Origin of the sequence: Cloacibacillus sp., assembly GCF_020860125.1 — a bacterium.
Lineage (GTDB): Bacteria > Synergistota > Synergistia > Synergistales > Synergistaceae > Cloacibacillus.
Genome location: NZ_JAJBUX010000077.1, coordinates 1 through 22,356, shown reverse-complemented (window position 1 = coordinate 22,356; position 22,356 = coordinate 1). Strand labels below are relative to the sequence as shown.

At 55.7% G+C, this 22,356-nt stretch carries 24 protein-coding genes; 15 read left to right on the top strand and 9 right to left on the bottom strand.

From position 1 onward, the window contains the following. Positions 1–237 precede the first annotated feature (237 nt). From LIO98_RS10245 to LIO98_RS10200, 10 genes are all read left to right on the top strand, one after another. Positions 238–1,545 (top strand): glycine/sarcosine/betaine reductase component B subunit, encoded by a 1,308-nt coding sequence (locus LIO98_RS10245; RefSeq protein ID WP_291956508.1) that lies wholly within the window; start codon positions 238–240, stop codon positions 1,543–1,545. Positions 1,546–1,557: 12 nt separating this feature from the next. Beyond that, positions 1,558–2,835 (top strand): glycine/betaine/sarcosine/D-proline family reductase selenoprotein B, encoded by a 1,278-nt coding sequence (locus tag LIO98_RS10240; RefSeq protein ID WP_291956505.1) that lies wholly within the window; start codon positions 1,558–1,560, stop codon positions 2,833–2,835. A 61-nt stretch (positions 2,836–2,896) separates the two neighbouring features. Continuing rightward, positions 2,897–3,715, top strand: a complete 819-nt coding sequence (locus LIO98_RS10235) for an AraC family transcriptional regulator (protein ID WP_291956502.1) — start codon at positions 2,897–2,899, stop codon at positions 3,713–3,715. A 193-nt stretch (positions 3,716–3,908) separates the two neighbouring features. Continuing rightward, a complete protein-coding gene (locus tag LIO98_RS10230; protein WP_291956498.1) occupies positions 3,909–5,453 on the top strand; it encodes a sodium:solute symporter family protein in 1,545 nt (514 codons plus the stop codon). Between the two features lie 86 nt (positions 5,454–5,539). Next, entirely contained in the window at positions 5,540–5,986 is a 447-nt protein-coding gene (locus LIO98_RS10225) for a cupin domain-containing protein (RefSeq protein WP_066741536.1), read from the top strand. A gap of 268 nt (positions 5,987–6,254) precedes the next feature. Continuing rightward, the gene (mscL, locus tag LIO98_RS10220; protein ID WP_363304264.1) at positions 6,255–6,614 is read left to right on the top strand and encodes a large conductance mechanosensitive channel protein MscL; all 360 of its coding nucleotides are present in this window, start codon (positions 6,255–6,257) and stop codon (positions 6,612–6,614) included. A 498-nt stretch (positions 6,615–7,112) separates the two neighbouring features. Next, positions 7,113–7,940 (top strand): phosphate ABC transporter substrate-binding protein, encoded by an 828-nt coding sequence (locus LIO98_RS10215; protein WP_291956492.1) that lies wholly within the window; start codon positions 7,113–7,115, stop codon positions 7,938–7,940. Between the two features lie 61 nt (positions 7,941–8,001). Continuing rightward, positions 8,002–8,847: an ABC transporter permease subunit gene (locus tag LIO98_RS10210; RefSeq protein WP_291956489.1), complete on the top strand. Its 846-nt coding sequence runs from the start codon at positions 8,002–8,004 to the stop codon at positions 8,845–8,847. Next, the gene (locus tag LIO98_RS10205) at positions 8,844–9,722 is read left to right on the top strand and encodes an ABC transporter permease subunit (RefSeq protein ID WP_291956485.1); all 879 of its coding nucleotides are present in this window, start codon (positions 8,844–8,846) and stop codon (positions 9,720–9,722) included. Before LIO98_RS10210 ends, LIO98_RS10205 begins: the two co-directional genes overlap by 4 nt. Before the next feature lie 4 nt (positions 9,723–9,726). After that, positions 9,727–10,485 (top strand): phosphate ABC transporter ATP-binding protein, encoded by a 759-nt coding sequence (locus LIO98_RS10200; protein ID WP_291956482.1) that lies wholly within the window; start codon positions 9,727–9,729, stop codon positions 10,483–10,485. A gap of 117 nt (positions 10,486–10,602) precedes the next feature. Here LIO98_RS10200 and LIO98_RS10195 read toward each other — a convergent pair whose 3' ends face one another. Together LIO98_RS10195 and LIO98_RS10190 are read right to left on the bottom strand one after the other, a co-directional pair. Then, positions 10,603–11,304 carry a lipid-binding SYLF domain-containing protein gene (locus LIO98_RS10195; RefSeq protein WP_291956479.1) on the bottom strand — a complete coding sequence of 234 codons (702 nt, stop codon included), beginning with the start codon at positions 11,302–11,304 and terminating at the stop codon, positions 10,603–10,605. A gap of 192 nt (positions 11,305–11,496) precedes the next feature. Next, complete coding sequence (locus LIO98_RS10190) at positions 11,497–12,195, bottom strand: lipid-binding SYLF domain-containing protein (RefSeq protein ID WP_291956476.1); 699 nt, start codon at positions 12,193–12,195, stop codon at positions 11,497–11,499. A 238-nt stretch (positions 12,196–12,433) separates the two neighbouring features. Between LIO98_RS10190 and LIO98_RS10185 the strand changes: the two genes are divergently transcribed. From LIO98_RS10185 to LIO98_RS10175, 3 genes are read left to right on the top strand one after another with little or no spacing between them, the layout of a single operon-like run. Next, positions 12,434–12,937: an HIT domain-containing protein gene (locus LIO98_RS10185; RefSeq protein ID WP_291956474.1), complete on the top strand. Its 504-nt coding sequence runs from the start codon at positions 12,434–12,436 to the stop codon at positions 12,935–12,937. Then, complete coding sequence (locus LIO98_RS10180; RefSeq protein ID WP_291956471.1) at positions 12,919–13,578, top strand: YigZ family protein; 660 nt, start codon at positions 12,919–12,921, stop codon at positions 13,576–13,578. Before LIO98_RS10185 ends, LIO98_RS10180 begins: the two co-directional genes overlap by 19 nt. 32 nt (positions 13,579–13,610) lie before the next feature. Next, a complete protein-coding gene (locus tag LIO98_RS10175; RefSeq protein ID WP_291956468.1) occupies positions 13,611–13,994 on the top strand; it encodes a hypothetical protein in 384 nt (127 codons plus the stop codon). A 115-nt stretch (positions 13,995–14,109) separates the two neighbouring features. Here the strand turns inward: LIO98_RS10175 and LIO98_RS10170 are convergent, their stop codons facing one another. The 4 genes from LIO98_RS10170 to ftsZ all read right to left on the bottom strand — a co-directional run bounded on the left by LIO98_RS10170 (position 14,110) and on the right by ftsZ (position 17,292). After that, entirely contained in the window at positions 14,110–14,622 is a 513-nt protein-coding gene (locus tag LIO98_RS10170) for a hypothetical protein (RefSeq protein ID WP_291956466.1), read from the bottom strand. A 111-nt stretch (positions 14,623–14,733) separates the two neighbouring features. Next, complete coding sequence (locus LIO98_RS10165; RefSeq protein WP_291956464.1) at positions 14,734–15,036, bottom strand: hypothetical protein; 303 nt, start codon at positions 15,034–15,036, stop codon at positions 14,734–14,736. Between the two features lie 114 nt (positions 15,037–15,150). Continuing rightward, positions 15,151–15,651 (bottom strand): putative metallopeptidase, encoded by a 501-nt coding sequence (locus LIO98_RS10160; protein ID WP_066741501.1) that lies wholly within the window; start codon positions 15,649–15,651, stop codon positions 15,151–15,153. A gap of 267 nt (positions 15,652–15,918) precedes the next feature. Then, on the bottom strand, positions 15,919–17,292 hold the full coding sequence (gene ftsZ, locus LIO98_RS10155; RefSeq protein WP_291956530.1) for a cell division protein FtsZ: 1,374 nt from the start codon (positions 17,290–17,292) through the stop codon (positions 15,919–15,921). Positions 17,293–17,440: 148 nt separating this feature from the next. Between ftsZ and LIO98_RS10150 the strand changes: the two genes are divergently transcribed. After that, a complete protein-coding gene (locus tag LIO98_RS10150; protein WP_291956460.1) occupies positions 17,441–18,481 on the top strand; it encodes an AI-2E family transporter in 1,041 nt (346 codons plus the stop codon). Positions 18,482–18,483: 2 nt separating this feature from the next. Then, positions 18,484–19,044 carry a manganese efflux pump MntP family protein gene (locus LIO98_RS10145; protein WP_291956456.1) on the top strand — a complete coding sequence of 187 codons (561 nt, stop codon included), beginning with the start codon at positions 18,484–18,486 and terminating at the stop codon, positions 19,042–19,044. 96 nt (positions 19,045–19,140) lie between these two features. On the opposite strand, the gene LIO98_RS10140 is transcribed toward LIO98_RS10145, so the two are convergent. Genes LIO98_RS10140 through LIO98_RS10130 form a run of 3 tightly spaced genes read right to left on the bottom strand, consistent with a single transcriptional unit; the run spans position 19,141 to position 22,284 of the window. Further along, positions 19,141–20,403, bottom strand: coding sequence for an amidohydrolase family protein (locus tag LIO98_RS10140; protein WP_291956453.1), 1,263 nt, complete (start codon positions 20,401–20,403; stop codon positions 19,141–19,143). Beyond that, the gene (locus LIO98_RS10135; protein WP_291956450.1) at positions 20,403–21,584 is read right to left on the bottom strand and encodes an amidohydrolase family protein; all 1,182 of its coding nucleotides are present in this window, start codon (positions 21,582–21,584) and stop codon (positions 20,403–20,405) included. Before LIO98_RS10135 ends, LIO98_RS10140 begins: the two co-directional genes overlap by 1 nt. 37 nt (positions 21,585–21,621) lie before the next feature. Next, positions 21,622–22,284 carry a GntR family transcriptional regulator gene (locus LIO98_RS10130; RefSeq protein ID WP_168952142.1) on the bottom strand — a complete coding sequence of 221 codons (663 nt, stop codon included), beginning with the start codon at positions 22,282–22,284 and terminating at the stop codon, positions 21,622–21,624. Positions 22,285–22,356: the final 72 nt, after the last annotated feature.

The following is a 22,356-nucleotide window of genomic DNA, read 5'->3' as shown; positions in this document are numbered from 1 at the left end:
AATTACCTCGTATAAAAGCCCCTGTTAGGCCATCACGATAGTCCTCTGCCTGCAATAAGATAGATTTATTAAAAATTTTTTGCCCGTCTATAAAAAATTGTTTCATCTATTATTTTTATTGCATTTTTTTACAAGACCTCGGCCGTCCCCGTACTTTAATATAGTAGCGGAGTTCTTATAACGGTGTCTTTCGTCATACGCCGGCATGGCGGGAGCATAGAAAAGGGGAGGGTCGTTTTGAAACTAGATCTTCATAAGATAAACATCAGGGGCCTTGAGTGGGGAGAAAAGACCACCGTCAAAGACGGCGTCCTTTATGTCAATAGGGACGAGGCCATAGCGTCATGCGGTGACTTTCCCGTGGTTGCGGGCTTTTCTCTGCATATCGCACGCCCCGGAGAGAATGTCAGGATCATCCCGGTCAAGGCCGCCATCGAGCCAAGGTGCAAGCTCTCTTCGGAGGGCGCGGTCTTTCCCGGCATTGTCGGCGGGATGAAACAGGCCGGTATCGGCGCGACGCTGGCGCTGAAAAACTGCGCGGTGCTAGTGACCGAAAGCGGCGACGAAGGCTTAAAGTGCCGCACGGGCGGACTCGTGGATATGAGCGGTCCCGCCGCCGAATATACGCCATTTTCAAAGACCTTCAATCTGGTGCTGGAGGCCCATGTGAGGCCGGAGAGGCTCAAGGATGAGACTCTTTCAACGGACGAGGCCTGCCGCTTCGCCTCTTTCCGACTCGCCGCCTATCTCGCGGAACGCTGCGCGGATATCAAAGCCGACGAGGTCAGGCGTTATGAACTGGCGCCGGCAGACGAAAAGCTGCCAGGCGTCGTTTATGTGATGCAGATGCTGGGACAGAATCCCGAGATAATCGACTTCCACGTCTACGGGCAGCTCGCGGGAACGACGATGATCCCGACGATGCTACACCCCAACGAGATTCTCGACGGAGCGGTGACGACCTTCCTCGGCGCCCACTGCACCGTATGTTCGGACAAGCAGTATATGTACGAGGTGCAGAACAGCCCCGTGATCGAGGAATTTTTCGAGCAGCACGGGAAACGTCTCCGCTTCCTCGGCGTGATCCTGCACAACGAGGTGACGACGCTGGAGGGCAAGCAGCGCGCGAGCCTCTTTACCGCCAAGCTCGCAAAGCTCATCGGGGCGGAGGGGGCGGTCCTCGTCACTGAGGGACACGGCAATCCAGACGAGGATATTATGCTTAACGTTAAGAATCTTGAGGAGGCGGGCGTAAAAACCGTCATCATCTCCGACGAGCTCGGCGGCCGCGACGGAAAAAGCCCCGGCCTCGCCGACTGGGTGCCGGAGTGCGACGCGATGGTCAGCGTCGGCAACACGCACCAGCTGCTCGCCATACCGGAAAGGCTTGAGGCGCTGATCGGAAACCCAGCCTCGCTTGAGCTTGTGAGGGCGGCGATCGGCCGCGGGCCGGAGGAGCCGGAGCATTTTTACACCGAGCTCATCCATATACCATGTTCCTGCGCGCAGGCGGGCATTAGCCGCCTCTCCGCGGATTGGATATAAGGGGGCTTTCGGATGACATATAAGATCCTTCACTATATAAACCAGTTCTTCGCGGGTATCGGCGGCGAGGACAAGGCCGACTTTGAACCGAAGCTGGTGGCGGGAGCTGTCGGCCCCGGCGCACAGCTGGACAAGCTCCTTGACGGCAAAGCCCGAATCTGCGCCACCTACGTCTGCGGCGACAATTATTTCGCGGAACATACCGACGCGGTGCTCGCCGATTTCAAAAAGGCGCTCGATGAATACCGGCCGGACATCATCATCGCCGGACCGTCGTTCTACGCCGGAAGATACGGCTTCGCCTGCGGCCATGTGATCAGGCTGGCGCATGAAACGCTTGGGATTCCCGGAGTCGCCGGTATGAATTTCGAGAGCCCCGCCGTGGAGATGTTCCGCGACGAGATGTATATCGTCAAGACGGGCAATTCGGCGCGCGCCATCAAACCGGCGCTCGAAGATATGGCAAAGCTCGCGGAGAAGCTGCTGGAGAAGAGGGAGCTAGGCTCCGCGGCGGAAGAGAACTACTTCCACCGTCACATCAGGAACAACTTTTTCCGCGAAGAAAACGGCGGCAAGCGGGCCGTGGAGATGCTTCTTAAAAAGATGAAGGGCGAGCCTTTCACCTCGGAATACCTTCAGGCCATTCCCGAGAAGGTGGCCGTCGCCAAAGCCGTCGGCGACCTGAGCAAGGCGACGGTCGCGCTGCTCAATACCGGCGGCATCGTACCGGCGGGAAATCCCGACAAGATAGAGAGCTCCTCCGCAACCAAATACGGCGTCTACCCGATTGACGGCGCGGAGCGCCTCGAGCCGGGCGCCGTCATCTCGATACACGGCGGGTACGACACCAGCTTCGCCAATGCCGACCCCAACCGCATCGTGCCCGTGGACGTCATGCGCGGCCTGGAAAAAGAGGGCGTCATCGGCAAGCTGCATGAGTATTACTACACCACCGCCGGCACCGGAGCGTCGCTGCTCAACGGCGAAGCCTTCGGCCGCGGCATCGCGGAGACGCTGAGCAAAGCCGGCGTCGACGCCGCGATCATGGTCTCCACCTGAGGCTCATGCACCCGCTGCGGCGCAGCGATAACCAAAGAGGTGGAGCGCAAGGGGATACCCTGCGCCCATATCACGGCGATAGACCCGATCGCCCATACATTCGGAAGCAACCGCGTCGTCCACGGAGTGGCGATACCACATCCGCTGGCTAATCCCAGCGAGGACGGCGGCGCCGAATATAACGAGCGCCGGGCCCTCATTCTTGAGGCGCTGGAGAAGGTAGCCAAATAACTTCCGCCTGCCGGAGCGATGCCGGCGGGCGGCCTTTGTTCAAAAAAAGGGGGGCGTGCAGATGAAAGAAAAAAATAGGGCCATCAGAAAACTTTGGAGCAGAAAACCGCTTCAATGCCTGGACTTTTTGACGGCGAAAAATCTGCCGCCCTCGCGCGACTCCTCGCATCTGCATCACGGCTACACCATCAGCATCGTGGAGAGCGGCATTCTGCCGATGAACTTCCGTGATTTCCGGCTGGACCTGAAACCGGGAGACTTCCTCATCCTGGGGCCGGAGGTGCCGCACAGCTTCAATCTCTCCTCACAAATGGGAGAATGCTCTTACAGGACCGTCTTTGTCAAGGAAGAGGGCCTGTCCGGAGAGGCAAAGAGAGCCGTTGAGAACGAAAAAGCCTCTGTATCATGCTTCTCCGATCCCGCGCTCTGGGAGAGCTACCTGAATATCCAGCGCGGCGTCGAAGCGGGCTCCGAGTCTGATATCAGCGACATCATCAAAAGCTCGGAGCTGCTTCTCTCAAAGATGGCCGGCAATACAATCTCGAGGATGATCGTAAAATCGTCGCACATCCTTGCCGTGAAGGAATATCTGAAGGATAACTTCGCCTCCGTGCCCAACATCGAAGAGCTGGCGGAGATCGCCCACATCAGCCCCTTTTATCTCATGAGGCTCTTTAAGGAAGAGGTCGGCCTCTCTCCGCACGCCTATATAAACCAGCTCCGCGTGAACAGGGCGAAGGAGATGATGGCGGAGGGACTTCCGCTGCTTCAGATAACCTACGAGCTCGGCTTCACCGACCAGAGCCATTTTTCAAAGACCTTCCTGAAGATAACCGGAGTCAACCCCAACCGCTACGGGAATGTCTGCCGCGGGACTTAGGAAATCAGCCCTGAAAAATAGCGGGAAATGTCTGCTGCGTACTTTGCTTTTGCCGCTTGCATAAACAAGAGGCATTAAAACACCAATATTAAAGGAGATGATATCTATGTCTTACCTAAGAGTAACCTCTTTAGACCTATGGGTGATTGTTTTTTATTTCTTCGTAATCATAGCTAACGGTATATATCAGAGTGTGAGAAAGACAAAGGGGGGCGACGATTTCCTTCTTGGCGGAAAATCCTTCGGGATCTTCTCGACATTATGCACTCAGGGAGCGACCATGAAGGGCTCCTCCGCTCTGGTAGGATACAGCGCGGGAGCGTACGTCAACGGCGCGTCCGTGCTGATCTCCAGCCAGTGCTACAGTCTGGGGGCCTGGATCGCGGTCATGTCCGGCATTGCGAGAAAGATCAAAAAGTGTTCAAATTCCATTGAAATTCGCAGCGCCGGTGATATTTTTTTAAGACGATTTGAGTCAAAAACACTAAAAAAATTAGTGGGGCTCGGCGGCACATGGATGTCCCTGTCAATATTGAGCAGCAATATGGCAGCCATCGGCCTTCTTGTGCACCTCATGTTCGGGAAGTATGGACTGACATATGAATATTCCCTGATATTGGGCGTATGTATCGCGGTCGCCTATACCGCGATCGGCGGGCTTGTATCCGTCGTCTACAACGACGTCCTTCAATGGTGCATAATGATGCCCCTGATCTTCTTCCTCTTCCCCTATGCGCTGGTCACAAAGTGCGGCGTTACCCCGGAGGCACTGCACAGTACCTTAAACGCCTCGAAGTATTTTTCATTGCAGCCAAATTTATGGTGGTTTGGTTTTCTGCTGGGAGGCGTACTTGCCGCCTGCTGCGACGTTTCGCATTTAACTCGGTTTATCACGGCGAAGGACGAGAAAACCGCCGTCACCGGAAGCATGTTTGGTTTTACCTTTTGTGTGCTGCTTGCGGGTTTTGTCGTATTCTTCGGCCTCTCGGCCGCCATGCTGATTGAACCGTCGGTATTGGGAGACAATAAAGACGGCGCTATATTCGCTCTGATCTCACGGGTGCTGTCACCGGGATTCGTCGGACTCATGCTCGCGGCAATTCTCGCGGCGACAATTTCCACGATCGACTCGAACCTGCAGACCGCCGTATTATGCACGATGGTAGATATCGTTGAGCCTTCCCTCCCTAAAAATACGACGGAAAAACAGAAACTTCTGTACTGCCGCCTGATAACCGTCGTTATTGCAGTGCTCTCCATATTCTTTGTGCTTAAAGTAAAGGGGATAATTGCAATTATCGGTCTTGGTTTCAATGTCTATTCTTCGGCGATATTCTTCCCCCTGATGGGCTGTATGTTCTGGAAAAAAGCTACGGCAAAGGGGCTCGTCACAGGCATCTTGGTGGGCGCGATTACAGCTATAATTACCGTCAGCATGAAACTGCCGCTTCCAATAGTTTGGGGAGTCTCTTTTTCCGCAATTTCAACGATCCTCGTCTCCAAGATGACCGCCGGTGAAAATACAATAAAACCGCTGCTTCCCGGCTTTAACGAACGCGGGCAAAAGATCGATTCCGACATTTTCAAAGCGTGTTTCCTCGGCGCCTCCGGCTCTTTGATCCTCTCAATAGGTATCGGGACATGGGTGAATTGGATATACATAATAATCGGCACTATCCTGATGTTCCTGTGTATAAAGATGCTCGACAGCGCCTTCAAAAGGGTCGCCGCTCATTAATGAGTTTTAACGGCACCTATATTGATATTACAAAATAGGTTAAGCGATTTGAAACACAATAAAACACAACAGGAGGGTTTTTAAAAATGAAGTATTTCTATCATGAAGACGAAGTAGATTCTTGGAGAGACTACACGGGAATACCGGAAATTTTTGCGGAGGACAAGGGGCGCTTCAAAGTCCTGTCCGACCCCGACAGCCCCGACCTGTTCTTCGGCATCTATGAATTAGACCCGGGAGAAAAACATGTTCTGCACCACCATAAAGACGCGGCGGAATGGTACTATTTTATCGAAGGTACCGCTCTTGTGCGGGTAGACGACCAGGAGCAGCAGTGCGGCCCCGGTACGGCTATATATATGCCGGTCAATGCCAAGCATTCGATTTATAACAACGGAGATAAAACTATCAGGGTTTTCTGGGGCTACAATAAGCTGAGAACCTATGACAGCTTTGTCTGGGATGACGAAAAGGTGGCGAAGATCTGGGAGCGGGTAAAGCCGAAGGGCGACAAGCTCGCCGGCCAGGAATAATCACCGTTTCTAAGAAGCCGCCGGGGCCGGTGCAGCGGTAAGCCATAATAACCTCGGATTGCGGCGAAGGGATTTTTTTCCCTTCGCCTTTTTGTGGCGTCGGCAGTATATGTATCGGAGAACCTCGCTCCGCCCCTTTTTTCTTTATCAGTAAAATATCCCTTGTACGCATATATGTTTGATATAAAATGCTAACTACACATAAATAGCTGCAATTCAGTGTTATATTATTTTTATAACACCGTAATTATTTATAGGAGGTCTCATTATGAAAGGTTGGCTCAAGGACTTTAAGGAATTCGCGATGCGCGGCAATGTGGTGGATATGGCGGTCGGCGTCATCATCGGCGCGGCCTTCGGAAAGATAGTCACCTCGCTGGTCAACGACGTTCTCATGCCGCCGATCGGATTGCTGGCCGGAGGAATGGATTTTTCAAATCTTTTCATCAGCCTCTCGGGCAGCCACGCGGCGACGCTCGCCGAGGCGCAGGCGCAGAATATCCCCGTCATCGCCTACGGCTCCTTCATTAACACCGTCATCAACTTTCTCATCCAGGCCTGGGCTATCTTTATGGTCGTCAAATTCGCCAACAGGCTGAGAACGGAGAAGCCCGCGGAGCCGGAATAGCCGCCGCGCCTCTGCCCCTACTGCTTCTCGGAGATCAACGAAAAGGCTACCCGCTGCCCGCACTGCACCTCCGAGCTGTAAACTCCGTCCGCCGTTTTCGGTCCAACAAAAGGGAAAACCTTTCGTTCAAAGGTTTTCCCCTTTTGTTTTTTTGCCTAAATTTTAACTTTAAAGCAAAACTTCTCATTGACATTTAGCCGGTTCAGTGTGATATTACACTGGTAAATATAATGTAACGATTTTAAGGACGGTGGAAAAAGATGACGTGATCTAGCGCTGATAAAATGCACGGGATGCATTGCGCGGTCGCCTGGTCCTATTTTTCCGCCGGATCTTCTTTTCTGGCCGGATAACGGCTCCGGCCCACCTATAATAAATTTCTCCCTGCATTGATATGGCGTTTTGATATGGCGGCGGTCTCACGGCTGTTGCCGGTCTTTGGCCTGTGACCTGGCCTTTTGTATTGGACAATAAAAATATATAAGGAGTGTTCCAGTTATGAAGAAAATTCTTCTCGCGGCAGTAATCTGCCTTTTCGCGGCCACGGCCTTTGCGGCCTCACCGCTGGATGTTTTTAAGGGGCAGAAGGGCAAGATCGATATCGCGGGCGGCACCGCGCATATCCCGGTCATGAAAGAGGCGGCCAAGCGCATTATGGGCGCGAATCCCGATATCCGCATCACCGTGGCCGGCGGCGGCTCGGGCGTCGGCGTAAAACAGGCCGGCGAGGGGCTCGTGCAGATCGGCAACACCGGCCGCCCGCTAAAGAAGGACGAGATCGAGAAATACGGCCTCGAGAGCTTCCCCTTCGCGATCGACGGGGTAGCGGTCGTCGTGAATCCCGCCAATAAGGTGGCCGAGCTCTCCTTTGAACAGCTTATCGACATCTACGCCGGCAAGATCACCAACTGGAAAGAGGTCGGCGGCAGCGACGCGGAGATCAATCTCTATGTGCGCGAGGACGGCAGCGGCACCCGTGAGGTCTTCACCGACAAGGCGATCAAAAAGGGCAGCGTCGCCGCGAAGGCCAACGTCGTAAATTCCAACGGCGCGATGAAGACCGCCGTGGCGAAGGACGCCCGCGCGATCGGCTACGTTGGGATCGGGCATATCGACAGTTCGGTGAAGGCTCCCAAGCTCGCTGGGATGACCGCGACTCAGGAGAACGCCGCGAACGGCAAATACTCCGTCGTGCGCGATCTTTTCATGAACACCAAGGGCAAGCCGGCGGGGCTTACGGCGCTCTTCATTGATTACATCTACTCGCCGGAGGGCGCGCAGATCATCAGGGACAGCGGCTACATCCCGCTTCCTCGGAAGAAGTAAATCCTGCAGGGCGCCGGAAAAATTGACCTTGGCGCCCCGTCTTTATAAAAGGCGGCCTATGATGATAGATTCCCCAAATACTCCGCTCGGGCTGCGGGCCTCGGCGATTTACGTGACGGCGCTGCTGGCGACCGTCTTCGTCTTTATAACCTTCTACGCCGCGGAGGGGCTTTTTATGAGCGGCCCGACGCTCTTTACCTCCGTATGGCATCCGGAGACGCAGGATTTCGGCATTCTGCCGATGATCGCGGCCACCGCGGCGCTCTCCCTCTCGTCGCTGGCCCTGGGCTGGCTCATCTCCTTCGGATGTATCTGCTATATACATGGCTTTGGCGAAAAATACAGCGCCTCGCTGCTTTCGTCGCTCCTGCGCCTCATGACGGCGATACCTACGGTCGTCTACGGCTTTGCCTCCGTATTCCTCCTCGTGCCATTGATACGCGACGGGCTGGGAGGCTCGGGCTTCTCCTGGTTTACAGCCGCCCTCGTACTCTCGCTGCTTATTACGCCGACGATGGTGCTGACAATGGAGAGCGCCGTCGCCCAGACGGCGCGGGAGAGCCGCCTCGCCGCCGAGTCTCTCAGCCTCTCCCGCGCCGAACATCTCGTCTATGTCGTGCTGCCGGCCTGCAGGGAATGGCTCTGGGGAGCGGCGCTGCTGGGCTTCGGACGCGCGGCGGGCGATACGATGATCCCCACGATGCTGGCCGGCAACGCCGTGCAGTACCCGGTCTCGCCCTTTGAGGCCATCCGTACGCTGACGGCGCATATCGGGCTCGTACTCTCCTCCGATGTCGGCGGCACGGCCTATTATTCTCTCTTCGTCGCCGGCGGCATCCTGCTTGCGCTGAGCACGGGGGCGAATATTCTCTTTAGAGCGATCCGCCGAGGGAGTGAAAGAGGATGAAAAAACGGCTTTTGATCTGCGGCGTTATCTCCTGCGCAGGGGCTGTCTATGTGGCCGGAGCCTGCGGGGCGCTGATTTTTTTCCTCGCGGAGAAGGGATTCCCCCTTCTCGGGCGGCAGCTTTTCTTCGGCGATACGCCGCCCTATGAGGCGATCATAGGACTGCGTCCCGTCTGGGAGGGTATCTGGCCGGCCTTCGCGGGGACCTTCTGTCTCGTCCTTCTGACGATGCTGATGGCGGCGGTCCCGGGCATCGGCTGCGGCATCTACCTCGCGCGTTTCGCCAGGGGACATACGAAAGAGCGTCTCTCACTCGCCGTCGACCTGCTCGCGAGCGTCCCCTCGATCGTGATGGGGCTCTTCGGCTTTGTGCTGATCCTCGTGCTGCGGCACACCTTCGCGCCCGGCGCGACGACGAGCATCTCTCTCGCCGCTTTTTGTCTGGCGCTGCTTGTGATGCCGTCGCTTGTGGTGACGACGCGCTCTTCGATGGAGAGCCTGCCGCCGATGCTTGAATTAACCGGTGCCTCGCTGGGTTTTTCTGAGAATCAGCTGCTGCGCCGCCTGCTGCTTCCCGCCGCCGCGTGCGGTATCTTAGGGGGGATAATCCTCTCAATGGGGCGTGCGGCGGAGGATACCGCCGTGATAATGCTGACGGGCGTCGTCGTGAATTCAGGGCTGCCCGCCGGTCTTGCCGCAAAGTTTGAAGCTCTGCCGTTTTTGATCTATTACACCGCGGCGCAGTATGCCGACGAAAGCGAATTATTGCGCGGATTCGGTGCCTCGCTGGTTTTATTGCTGCTCTCGGCCTTTTTGATGGGGGTTGCCTGGCTCTGTCAGAGGGGCATGGAACGCCGCTGGAAGGGGATATATTGACGTTATGGAAAATTGCGCTGAGATAAGGGAGCTGTGCGTCTCCTTCAATGGCGAAGAGGTGCTGCACGGCATTACCACCGATATTCCGCGGCATGGCATCACAGTGCTGTTAGGACGTTCCGGCTCCGGCAAGACGACGCTGCTGCGCGCCCTGAACCGGCTGAACGAGAGCTTCGCCGGCTACGTGGGAACGGGAACGGTGCGGCTCGCGATAGGGGGCGGCATGAAACCGGTTTACGGCAGCGAGGCACCGGATTTGACGCGGATACGGCGCAGCGTTGGCATGGTCTTTCAGAGCCCGAATCCGCTGCCGCTCTCCCTCAGGAAGAACATGATCCTGCCCCTTGAGCTGACGCTGGGCCTTAAAAGGGACGAGGCCGAAGGGCAGATGGAAAAGAGCCTCCGTGACGTTGGCCTCTGGGATGAGGTAAAGGACCGCTTAAACCGGCACGCCGCAAGTTTTTCCGGCGGCCAGCAGCAGAGGATGTGCCTCGCGCGGACGCTCGCGCTTGAACCGGACATCCTCCTGCTTGACGAGCCGACGGCTTCGCTCGACAAAAAGTCCGCCGAGCTCATTGAGGAACATCTGAAGAGGCTGGAGGCGCGGATACCGCTGATCATGGTCTCGCACAGCCTCGCGCAGGCGAGAAAGCTCGGCGCGCACTTCAAGATCCTGAGCGAGGGACGCATAATCAACGAGTTTGAGCGTGAGGCTCTCCCGCGCGGAGAGGCGGCGGAGATTTTTCTCGAGGAGCTGCTTTAGATACGGCCGGCATAAAAACAGGCGGCGCCCCCCCCCTTGAGGTGGAGGACGCCGCCTGTTTTACCTTGCCGCTCTATATTATAAAGCGCCGTTTTTATTGCGGGGCGCTGTATTTTCCTATTTTCCCTTTTCCATCAGGCCATCAAGCGCGCGTACCAACGGCAGGATACGCGAGTTGGTCGCCGGATCGGCAAGTGCCTGCTGGGCGGTCATCCTCTTTCCCCAGTAGGCGAGGTTGAGGTCCCTGTTCTGATTGATCACCGAGCCGCTGAGTGATATCCCCGCGAAGAGTCCCTCGGTCATAGAATAGCTGTAGAGCGAGGCCTTGAGCGGCGCGTTCGTCGAGGCGCCAAACTCTCGTCCCACCGGTCCCGCAGCGACCGCCACGTCGGCGCCGAGCTTGAAGCTGTTGCCGCCGGTGAAGGCGTGCAGCCCGTTATCATTGTTTATCACCAGCACGAGCCCGATCGATTCGGCGCCAGCCTGAAAACCGACGGAGGCTCCCGAAATCCCCATAAAGGCGGGGCCGCTCCAGCCGCCGTTTTCCGTGCGCAGCAGCACAAGGCCCTGCCCCTCCTCAGCGCCGATTATGAAACCCGCCTTGGCGACGTCGGGAAAGATCGCCACTCCCTTAGAAGAGCGGATCGTGTCCGCCATTCCCGCGGCATCCGCCTGCAGTGCCATCTTGTTGACAAGGTCTGTCGCCATCTCGATACGCTTCATGTAAAGCGGAGTCTCCGCCGCGTAAGCCTCGTTGACAAATATAACGGTGAATACCACCATTATCATGAGGAAGAAAAGTCCGATAAGTTTTTTCATTTTATATTTCCCCTCTCCTGTTTGCTGGTTATAGTTTTACTCCGGAAAGAGGAGGGCGGGGATGGTAATTTGCCTTCGGACGTGGCGGTAAAATTACCGTATCAGCCCCTTTTTCCGTATAGACGGCAAAAAAGAGTCCGCTCCCTGCTGCGATGGGGGCGGACTCTTACCGTTAAGAAATATTGTTAAATATTATTTAGGAGCCTTCTTGACGAGATTGTTGAGCGCCTTGATAAGCGGCGCCACCCATTTGTCCGTCGCGGGCTTCTTCAGCGCGTTTGCCGCCGAAATATCGCGTCCCCAGTAGGCTTTGTTCGCGTCGCGGTTCTGATTTATGACCGAACCGTCGATGGAGATGCCGGCAAAGAGCCCCTTGGACATTGAGTAGCTGTAGATGGAGGCCTTAGCGCGTCCGTCCGTCGCGGCGGAGGTGTCACGTCCGACCGGACCGGCGGCGATCGCCACGTCGGCCCCGAGCTTGAAGCTGTTGCCGCCCGTAAAGGCCCGCAGCCCCTGTTCATTGGTGATGACGAGCACCAGTCCCACAGACTGTACCCCGATCTGGAAGCCGATCGAGGCTCCCGATATCCCCATAAAGGCGGGGCCAGTCCATCTGCCGTTGGACTGGCGGAGAAATACGACACCCTCGCCCGTCTGCCCGCCGATGCCCAGGCCAGCCTTCGTCACCGCGGGGAAGATGGCGACACCCTTGCCCGACTTTATAACGTCGGCCAGCGCGTCGGCATCCTGCTCTTTGGCCATCTTGTTGATAAGGTCGGCCGAGAGCCGGATGCGCCTCATATGCGCCGTCTCCGCGAAGGCGGCCTGCGCCGCGCCGGCGACGAGAAGCGCGATCAGCGCAAAAATGGTAATTTTTCTGCTAACTTTCATCTTTTTTCCTCCTTTTGTGGTACCTCTGTTTTTATTATATTATGATTTTATAATATAGGCTCCATCAAAACCATTAAAAGCAATATAATTATATATATGTAATTAACGAAGGTGTAAATGCGAACAGATAGGATAGGATATGTCTATTCGCATAGGCTAGGCGGCCCCGTCCGGCGGGGCCAGCCGAACGAAATATTGCTCTCTGCATCATGGATCACAAAGGAAAGGATGATCATTTATGGATAAAATCTTCGCGCCCTGGCGTATGCAGTATATACTTTCAAACTCGGATAACGGCGACCCGCAGGAGAAGGGCTGCATCTTCTGCAACTTCCCCAAGCTTGACGAGGATGAAAAACGCCTCATCATCGAACGCGGGAAGTATTGTTTCGTGATAATGAACGCCTATCCCTATAACCCGGGGCACCTTATGGTCGTCCCCTACCGCCACACGGCGGACGTCACCTCGCTGTCGGCGGAGGAATTCGGCGAGATGACGGCGCTCGTCCAGAGGTCGGTCAGGGCGCTTACGGAGCTGATGCAGCCGCACGGCTTCAACATCGGAATGAACCTCGGCAAGGTGGCGGGAGCGGGCATCGACCAGCATCTTCACATGCACATCGTACCGCGCTGGAACGGAGACACGAACTTCATGCCCGTCATCGGAGAGGTACGGGTCGTATCGGAGTCGCTTGCCTCGACATATTCCAGGCTGAAGGCAATATGGCCGCAGGTCAGCTGAACGTCTTCCGCGCGCCGCGCCGCGACTGCGACGCGGAATTTACCGAAAAGCGCTCCCGTTTTATCGGCTCCGTGCGCATAGTGCTCGACGCGGACGAGGCGGCGGAGACGATCAAAAGGTTTCCCGAGCTGTACCCGAAGGCCAACCACCACTGCTGGGGTTACCGCATCGGCGGCGGCACGCCCCTCGAGCACTGTTCCGACGCGGGAGAACCCGCCGGTACCGCGGGACGGCCGATCCTTGGGGCGATCAAGCGCCACGAGCTCACAAACACCCTGATCGTCGTCACGCGTTACTTCGGCGGGATAAAGCTCGGCGTGCGCGGCCTGATCGACGCCTACAAGGCGGCGGCGGAGCTCGCCGTCGAACAGGCGGGGGCCGTCGAGATGGAATTCCACAACGCGCTCCGGCTCCGCTGTGGCTACGACTACTCAAAGACGCTCTCCTCCACGCTGCGCAAGTGGGGTTTTTCGGAGGAGCGTCTCAATATCGAATACGGCGCGGACGTCGTGATGAAACTTGAAGTTCCGCTGTCGATGCGGGCGGAGCTGGAGGCGCCGCTTGCGGAGATGGCGCAGCGCTCATTCCTCACGGAGCTGAGCTGGAACGAAGAGCCGCTGGTGCGCGAACGCTGGCGTTGATTTCAATGATTTGCCGCAGGGGGATGATCCTGATGTTTCGTAAATTCTTTATCTTATTTACCGTGGCGCTGATGCTTACGCTTCCGGTGGGAACGCTCCATGCCGCGGAATGCGCGGGCGGCGGGGCGCCGCTGGAGATCGTCAACAAAAGCGGCGGTAATATAACGGGACTCTCTATTTCGCAGACGGGAATGGAGAGGTGGTCGGCAAACAGGCTGACGGAACCGCTGGCCGCGGGAGCGTCAGTCTCCTGCGACATCGGCAGGGACTCGATACTCGGGCTCAGCGACATCAAGCTGACAATGAGCGACGGCCGGGAGATAGTCTGGCGCAGGCTGCCGATCCTTGAGATATTCTCCATCACCGCCGACGAAGGCCTCAAACCCAGGTACGAGAGGATAAAGCTGGGCAGCTGATAAAAATTGCCTCTCCCGCGGCGCGGGAGACTTCAAAAAAGACGGAAGCGGAAAGGGATAAGAAACCTCCCTTTCCGCTTTTGCGTTTCGCACTGCATAAGCGGCGAAACGGCGCTTAATTCGAGCTGTTCATCGCGCTGCTCAGCATACCGCCAATAATCAGCCCGCCGATGACACCGAGCACGATCTTGCCTGTATCGTCGTTATCCCTCTCACGGTAATAACCTGGGCCGTAATAGGGCTGAGGGCGCGGATGCCATACGGGAGCACGGTAATTCGGCCGCGGTACGGGGACAAGCGGCGGCCTCATAACGCCGGGAGCCATATTGGGACGCGGCGGCAGCGGCCTTACAGGCCTGGGGCCCATCTGCGGACCGCCCGGTCTCACCTGCCCGGGTCCGGAGGGCCGATTCTGTCCCGGCGGCAGAGGGCGCGCCAGCTGTCCGGGACCGCCGGGTTTCGGACCGCCATTCTGGCGCACGGCCGGCATGGCGTTATTGATCCGCACTGGGACAGGTCCCCTCGGGAGCTTGTGTCCCTGCGGCGGTCCCGAAGGGGCTGCAAAGGCCCCTCCCGCGGCAAACAGCAGCAGCGTAAGCGCCGCCGCGGGTCTGCTTAAACATTTCATTTTCACACCTCCTCACATCTCTGAGATAAACCAACAGCCGGCCGCGGCGGAAAATAATGCCCGGCAGACTGAGGCAATCCAGCTTTTATCTGAAAGAGATAAAAAGAAGGTCTATTTTGAATTTGCGGCGAGGCTGCCGACGACAGCGCCTATAACGGCGCCTACGGCCAGGGCGGTGACGGTATTGCCTGAAGCGCTCTCATAACGGCGCGGCGCGGGCTCGGGCTTTGGCGCGATATGCGGCGCCGGTTTATGCCGCGGGAGCTGATCGGGATGTCCCGTCATCTGGCCGTGGTTTTTCGGCGGCATCGCGGGACTTCGCGGGACGGCAGCGGCGCTTCCGGCGGCGGCAACAGTCACCATCAGCGCCAGCGCCGCCGCTCTCTTTACCTTATCGAAAAAAACCTTCATCATCTGCACCACCTCTGTTTTTATCTTACATAAACAAAGTATAGGCCGCCGATGTGAAGGTTTTATGGCTGATATTTAGTGTTTTTGTATTAAATATATGTGGGCTCTGCGGGGCCGCTACTCTCCCTGGTGGATCTCCTCGTAATAGGTGCCCATGAGCTTCTTCCAGTCGACATTCTCGTCAAGCAGATTGGGACAGGTGCTGTCGGGATAGAACCATTTGCGTCCAAGCCCCATCAGTATCTGCCACCAGTCGTGAACGTCGGGAGTGAGTATCTCGCCCTCCGGTCCGATACGGCGCAGCTCACGGTATACGAGCGCCACCATCTGACTCTCGTCCATCGTCGCTGTCGTCTTTGCGTAAAACTCTATCATATAGAAATAGGAGCAGGAACCGAGCTGGTAAATCAGCTCCGTCCACTTCGGCGATATCTTCGTCGTCTTGGCAAGCGTCATCTGTTTCTTGCTGCCGGCGCTCTTGTGATTGACGACAAAGAGGATCTTATCAGGGTCTATATGGTGCAGTTCGTCATATTTTTTGATGAGGGCCTCCGCTATCGGCCTTATCCTGCTTGAACATATCTCATAATCAAATTCTGCGTCTGTCTTTACGGACATCTTTTATTCCTCCGTTTAATAGCGTGGCTGTTTCTCTCTCTCGAAACCTCCACATTATACCATCCGGCAGGATTTTTCGCCTGTGCTTCCCATTTATCCACAATATCCACAATAAAAATGTGTCTAATTAATTTGATTTTTATTAACCTATATATGCAGCACACATGGAATATGACAAAGGACTAAAAAAGGAGCTCTTCCTGATAGAGAAGAGCTCCTAACATATCGTAAAGATAAAGTTTTTAGTAAAAAACAAGCGGGAACTGATTACTGCGGTTTCTTCAGACTGTTCCCCCTGCGGACGAAGGTCGGATTTTCATAGACTTCGTATGTAGACGGCTTCGTGTAAGTGGTCGGTTTCTTATTGTCGGCGGCCTTCGTCTCTACCGGCTCTTCCTCAAGCAGCCAGGCGGGAATATGCGCCTCACGCTCTAACGGACGGCGGCGCTCATACCGCGGCGCGGGCGTAACTTCGACCGCCTCTTCAGGCTGAACGGCTGCCGCTGCCTCCTCATAGACAACGGTAACGGTCTCCGCCTTCGCCGTCTCAAAAGAGGCTTTCGGCTTTTCATTTTTTACCGGCGGCGTAACGCTGCCCTGCGATTCGTCAAAACCGGCGGCAACGACCGTTATTTCGACGTCGTTCTCTATCAAAGGATCGGCTACGCAGCCCCAGATAAAGTTGGCGTCGTCAGAGATGACATCCTCCACGATCTCCGCGGCGCGGCTTATTTCGTAAAGCGGCAGTTCTCCTTTATAGGTGATGTTCATCAGCACGCCCTTCGCGCCGTGCATGGAGCATTCCATCAACGGGCTTTCAAGCGCGTTTTTCACCGCCTTTATCACACAATCCTCCCCGTTCGCGGTTCCAATGCCCATCACTGAGCGCCCGGCACCACGCATGACGGTCTTGAGGTCGGCAAAGTCAACATTCACAAGTCCGGGACGCGTCACAAGGTCGGTGACGCCCTGAACCGCCTGACGGAGTATCTCATCCGCAAGAGGAAAGGCCTCCATCAGCGGCGTCGTTTTATGGGAGATATCAAGCAGCCTGTCGTTCGGCACAACGATCAGCGCGTCGACCTCAGGGAAGAGTTTCTCGATCCCCTCTTCGGCGTAGCGACGCCGCCGCTTCCCCTCGAATGAGAAGGGCTTCGTCACCACCGCCACCGTAAGTATCCCCATCTCCTTCGCGGCACGCGCGATGATGGGGATGGCCCCCGTTCCCGTACCGCCGCCCATGCCCGCCGCGAGGTAGACCATGTCGGTCCCCTTGAGGTATGCGCGGATATCGTTTATAGACTCCAGCGCGGCACGCTCGCCAACTTCCGGCACCGCTCCCGCGCCAAGTCCCTTTGTTACCTGTTCTCCAAGAATTATCTTAGAATCGCAGAGCGACATCTCAAGGGAACGGATGTCGGTGTTCACGGCAAGCATATCGACGCCTTCAATACCGCGCGAAATAATATGGTTGAGGGCGTTTCCGCCGCCGCCACCTACAGCTATGACCTTTATCGCCTTTTTAAAGATTGTCTGGGATTTCGGTGCTGATTCATTTGACATTTCAGTTTCCGATCTATCGCCGCTGCCGGGAACAACAAGCTCACGCTCTTCCCGGTCATACAAATTTTCCGCCGGCATGCTCAAAACACCCACCTCTTTCTATACCTGGTTGATGTATAATATTCTCCGCATCTTATTATAGCATCGAGAGGAATTTTATTATATGAGCCCACATAAAGAATCAGTAAATTTCTTAGGCGATAACTTGCCTTTCATAATCTTTTTCGTGCTGTTTGCCATATTAGCCTGGGATATAACGGCGCCGATATCAACGCCGACCCTCTGGGCGGCGATGCTCTCCTTTATATCGATGCCGATATACCGTCTCGTCAATCAGCGGCTGATGCGAAACCGTTTTCCCGGCCTCGCCGCCAGCATTACGCTGGCGCTCTTTCTGCTGATCTGTCTCGTTCCGATCCTCTACGCCCTTTCGACGCTGGGAATCGAGGCGGCGGGCATGGGGGCCGACTTCTCGCGGCTTCTCGCGAAGATCCAACAGCAGGCCTACAGCGGCAAAGACTTCGACTTCCCCGCCTGGCTGCCCATCTGGGCCGCGGATTATCTGACCTCGTTCCTGGAAAACTCCGAGGCGGTGAAATCCGTGCTGCAATACTTCGCCCAGTGGTTGGCAAAGTTTCTCAGCTCGCTCTCCGCCTATCTCATAGAACAGGGCTCCGGCTTTATCCTCAACGTGATGATCACCACCATGATCTCCTTCTTCTTCATCCGAGACGGCGAAAAGATCATCGACTATGTGAAGAGTGTCATTCCACTCTCCCATGACGAAAACGAGGATTTCTTCTCGCGCACCGGCAGCATCCTCAACTCCATCGTCTACGGCATCATCCTCACCGTAGCGCTGCAGGCTATCATCGGCGGCATCGGCTGGTGGTTCGTCGGCCTCGGAAGCCCAATGCTCTTCGGCATGCTGATGTTTTTCTTCGGCATGTTTCCCGCGGGCACGGCGGTCGTCTGGGTCCCAGGCTCCATATATCTGGCCCTTACGGGAGACCTTAAAAACGCGGCGATCCTCTTTACCTGGGGCCTACTCGTGGTGGGAACGATAGACAACCTGCTGCGTCCGTTCCTCATCAGCGGCGGCAGCGGCGGTTGTGAAATACCGACGTTGCTGATAATAATGGGACTCTTCGGCGGGGTGATGGTCTGGGGCTTCCTGGGGATATTCGTCGGACCGCTCGTGCTTGTGCTATTCGTCTCAATCTGCGACCTGTACCGGAAACGCTGGCTCAGGAGGCATCACGGTTAGCGATGTTCGGAGAATATCTAGCCTCGGCGGCAACCGCGGCGTCGCTTGCGATGGATGCCTTTTCCGTCTCGATCTGTATCGGTCTCTGTCATGAACGGCTGCGGCTGCGCGAGGCACTCATCCTCGGCGCCGCCTTCGGCCTCTTCCAGCTCTTCATGCCTCTGCTCGGCGGAGAGATCGCGGAACACCTGAGCGGCTTCTTCGACAGCTGGACGCCGTGGATCGCCGCGGCGCTCATAATATGGGTGGCGGTCAACATGATAAGGGAGGCGCGGGACTGTGAAAAGGGCGGCGGCAGCTGCATGACGGTGACCTTAAGAAACGTCACCATGCTGGCCTTCGCCACCTCGCTTGACGCCCTCGCGGTGGGCTTTTCTATCGAAAGCACCGGCGGTTCGGCGCTGATCCTCGCCATACTCGCCGGGATCATTACTTTTTCCCTCTCAATATTAGGCGCGCTTGTCGGCAAACGCTTCGGAACCGCCTTCGGCAAAAAGGCCGAATACCTCGGCGGCGGCGTCCTGCTCGCGATAGCGGCAAAGATAATCTTCGACGCTTTATAAAAAGCGGCCGCCTTCGTGATTGGAACGGCGTTAACACCAGGGCGAAACCATAAGCGGCACAGGCAGAAAAACAACGGCCGCTTATGGTGACAGAGTTCAATTTATATTCTTGTAAATCTTCCCCTCTTTCATGACAAAGGCACACTCCGAGGCCGCTCTGGGATCAGAGAGAAGATCCCGTTTCCAGGCCGCGATGTTAGCCGTCTTTCCCGGCACGAGAGCGCCAAGGTCAGGACGGCCGACGATATCCGCGTTGACGCTCGTCGCGGCAAAGAGCGCCCTCATCGGCGGTATTCCAAGGTCTACCCATGCTTTGAACTCCCGCCAACCGTCGTGATTTGGATAGATACCGACGATATCCGAGCCAAGGCCGATCTTGATGCCGCCGCTTTTCACTAAATCTATAACGACTTCGCGGCTCTCCTTCAACTGCCCGTCATATTTCACCAATTTTCTGATAAAAGCCTCGCTTTTTGGCGGCAGCTTCGAAGGGTCTATATCATCGTCAGGAGGCATCAGCGAGAAGAGCGTCGGCACATACTTCACATCCGCTTCCACCATCTTCTGCGCCGTTCTCCCGTTCATCAGCGTGCCATGCTCTATTTCATCTATTCCCAACTCAATAAGCAGGTCGATCGATTCCGCGGTATAGGCGTGGGCAATTACCGTTTTTTTAGCAAGATGGGCCGTATCGATGATCGCCTTGATTTCATCGCGGTCAAGCTGCATCTCCCCGGGGTCGTCACCCGGAGAGGCAAAGCCGCCAGCCGCCATGATCTTGATGAAATCGGCTCCATATTTTATCTGTTTGCGGACAAGGTATTTAAACATATCCGCCCCGGTGCCGATCGCATAGGGCTGCTCCATAAAATCAGAGATAAACGGGTTGGCGTTGCCGTGAAAAATTGAAAAATCCCAATGTCCTCCAGGAGTACCCAGCGCATGCGGAGCGACGATCATCCTTGAGGCGGGAAAAAAAACCCTCTCGACAGCCCTCTTTACGTCGACGCAGCCAAAGCCCCGAAATGCAGTGCCGGTGATCCTCACGGTCGTAAAACCCTTTTGCAGCGACTGGGTCGCGTTATAAGCCATATTAAGGGCCTTCATCTCTTCAGAATCAGTGACGGAGAATGAATTGAAGGTCTCAGGCCCGACAAACTCATAATGGGCGTGAGCGTCGATAAACCCCGGCGTCACCATACACATTGACAGATCCGTGACCACGGAGCCCGCCGGCGGCAGAAGATTTTTGCCGGTCTCGACAATTTTACCGCCGCATACGATGACCTTTACATCTGTCTGAATGTCGTTGTTGACGCCGTCAAAAAACCTGCCGCAGATAAGGTAATGCTGCTCCATTAAAAAATTACCTCTCCATCCTTGATTACATGCGCCGGTCGTTCAAGCGCTGAGAGCGATTCCAAGGGGTTGCCGTCAACGATCGCAATATCCGCCAGATAACCCACCTTGATAAAGCCAAGCCTTTCCGAAACACCAACTATCTTCGCCGCGTTTCCCGTAGCGGCGGACAGGACCTCTTCTTTGCTGAGGCCTCCCTCTTCAAGAGCGTAAAGTTCTTCCATCAGCGAGGGATGCGGGGAGTATGGCGATCCGGCGTCGGAACCAGCGCCGATAAGGACTCCGGCCTCATGGCACCATTTCAGCGCGTTACGGTGCCGTGCGATGATGTCGGCGGCCTTTTTGCGGGCATACTCCGGCACCTCGGCGCTTGATGAAAGATGCTGATAAATATAGAAGGTCGGCACGAGGGCGGTACATTTCTCCCTCATCTCCGCCGCCATATCCTCCGTAATGCAGTGTCCGTGTTCGATACAGTCTATTCCCGCCTTCAGGCAGCCCCTGATGCCGGCTTCGCCGATTGCGTGCGCCGTGACCTTCACATTCCGGCGGTGGGCCTCATCCACGATCATATCGACCTCTTCCTGGCACAGTTCGACATCGTCGACCCCCTCTCCCTCCGTGCGGCCATATACGCCACCCGTCGCGGATATCTTTATCACGGGGGCTCCCAGCGCCACCTGTCTTCTCACGGCCCTCAGCACCTCCCAGGGGCCGTCGGCCATAATCCCGTGAAAAGGGTCGTGTCCGCCGGTCATAATGATAGACTGGCCGCTCGCAAAGATCCTCGGTCCCTGGAACTTGCCCGCCTTTATAGCCCGATCGACGAAAATAGCGGCATCCTCCGGCGATCCAAGATCTCTTACGGAGGTGATCCCCGCCGCGAGATATTTTAATGCGCTGCCAACAGTTGTGAGAAGGTGCTCCTCCGCACTTTCACGGCGAATATCCTCCGCGGGGTCCGCGCCGCCGTTCCAGGTCAGATGCACATGCAGATCCATCAGCCCGGGAAGGGCTGTCTTTCCATCCGCGTCAATGCTCTCTATTCCCGCAAACTTTATATCGGGGTCATATGGCGTTATCGATTTAATGACCGATTTTTCGATCAGGATATCGCAGAGGCCCGCAAGCGCTCTTCCGCCGTCGAAAACCATCGCCTTTCTGATTACCAGAGACTCCATTTACAACCATCCTTTTCTGCCTGTCGTTTGGTGCCGTCTATAGTTCTTCGTCAAAATTTTCTTCGAGACATATCGGCCCCTCGGAGAGATGGTGCTCCATCGCGTATCTGACCGCCTGAGCATCTTTTTTCTTAAGCGCCTTGATTATCTGTTCGTGATCCTTATAACCGATCTCACGATAATAGTCGGTGCTGAACATGACCATTCGGTAATAACTCATCGAGTCCCACACATTCTGGAGCATATTTGTCATTACCTCGTTGCCGTAACAAGAAAAGAGGGTCATATGGATTGTATCGTTTTCTTTAAGGAGAGCCCGCGGGAGCTCCTTCTTCGGGAGGGTCTCAAGGAAATAGCGAAGCCTCTCGTTTGCCTCTTCCATGGACTTTATCGCCTCGTCCGTAACATAGGGAAAGGCCAGCTCTGTAAGCGTCAGCTCCAAAAGAAGCTGTAATTCCCTATATTTGAAGTAGGTTTTCTTTGAGAGTTTTGACGCCCTCCAGCCGGCACGCGGGATATATTCCACCAGTCCCTCCTGCTGAAGCTTCGTAAGAGCCTCCCGAATCGGAGTCATGCTTACTTCTAAACGTGATGCCGTATCCTCAAGACTTATCTTGCTGCCGGGGGTTATCTCTCCCTCAAGTATCCACTGCTTTATATCCTCATAAGCAGCCTCCGTCAAAGTCTTAGGTTTTACCATACGGATTCACGTCCTTTGCAGGTTTAATTGTCGAAATTTACTGATATTGTGGCATCATTCTCCTTTTTTGCC

Bases quoted from the DNA above. Each gene is read 5' to 3' on its own strand.
- LIO98_RS10165 (WP_291956464.1), bottom strand. From the start codon at position 15,036: ATGATGAAGGTTTTTTTCGATAAGGTAAAGAGAGCGGCGGCGCTGGCG.
- LIO98_RS10195 (WP_291956479.1), bottom strand. From the start codon at position 11,304: ATGAAAAAACTTATCGGACTTTTCTTCCTCATGATAATGGTGGTATTC.
- LIO98_RS10175 (WP_291956468.1), top strand. From the start codon at position 13,611: ATGTTTCGTAAATTCTTTATCTTATTTACCGTGGCGCTGATGCTTACG.
- LIO98_RS10130 (WP_168952142.1), bottom strand. From the start codon at position 22,284: ATGGTAAAACCTAAGACTTTGACGGAGGCTGCTTATGAGGATATAAAG.
- LIO98_RS10135 (WP_291956450.1), bottom strand. From the start codon at position 21,584: ATGGAGTCTCTGGTAATCAGAAAGGCGATGGTTTTCGACGGCGGAAGA.
- mscL (WP_363304264.1), top strand. From the start codon at position 6,255: ATGAAAGGTTGGCTCAAGGACTTTAAGGAATTCGCGATGCGCGGCAAT.
- LIO98_RS10210 (WP_291956489.1), top strand. From the start codon at position 8,002: ATGATAGATTCCCCAAATACTCCGCTCGGGCTGCGGGCCTCGGCGATT.
- LIO98_RS10140 (WP_291956453.1), bottom strand. From the start codon at position 20,403: ATGGAGCAGCATTACCTTATCTGCGGCAGGTTTTTTGACGGCGTCAAC.
- LIO98_RS10170 (WP_291956466.1), bottom strand. From the start codon at position 14,622: ATGAAATGTTTAAGCAGACCCGCGGCGGCGCTTACGCTGCTGCTGTTT.
- LIO98_RS10200 (WP_291956482.1), top strand. From the start codon at position 9,727: ATGGAAAATTGCGCTGAGATAAGGGAGCTGTGCGTCTCCTTCAATGGC.
- LIO98_RS10215 (WP_291956492.1), top strand. From the start codon at position 7,113: ATGAAGAAAATTCTTCTCGCGGCAGTAATCTGCCTTTTCGCGGCCACG.
- LIO98_RS10225 (WP_066741536.1), top strand. From the start codon at position 5,540: ATGAAGTATTTCTATCATGAAGACGAAGTAGATTCTTGGAGAGACTAC.
- LIO98_RS10160 (WP_066741501.1), bottom strand. From the start codon at position 15,651: ATGTCCGTAAAGACAGACGCAGAATTTGATTATGAGATATGTTCAAGC.
- LIO98_RS10235 (WP_291956502.1), top strand. From the start codon at position 2,897: ATGAAAGAAAAAAATAGGGCCATCAGAAAACTTTGGAGCAGAAAACCG.
- LIO98_RS10145 (WP_291956456.1), top strand. From the start codon at position 18,484: ATGTTCGGAGAATATCTAGCCTCGGCGGCAACCGCGGCGTCGCTTGCG.
- LIO98_RS10205 (WP_291956485.1), top strand. From the start codon at position 8,844: ATGAAAAAACGGCTTTTGATCTGCGGCGTTATCTCCTGCGCAGGGGCT.
- LIO98_RS10190 (WP_291956476.1), bottom strand. From the start codon at position 12,195: ATGAAAGTTAGCAGAAAAATTACCATTTTTGCGCTGATCGCGCTTCTC.
- ftsZ (WP_291956530.1), bottom strand. From the start codon at position 17,292: ATGCCGGCGGAAAATTTGTATGACCGGGAAGAGCGTGAGCTTGTTGTT.
- LIO98_RS10180 (WP_291956471.1), top strand. From the start codon at position 12,919: ATGGCCGCAGGTCAGCTGAACGTCTTCCGCGCGCCGCGCCGCGACTGC.
- LIO98_RS10185 (WP_291956474.1), top strand. From the start codon at position 12,434: ATGGATAAAATCTTCGCGCCCTGGCGTATGCAGTATATACTTTCAAAC.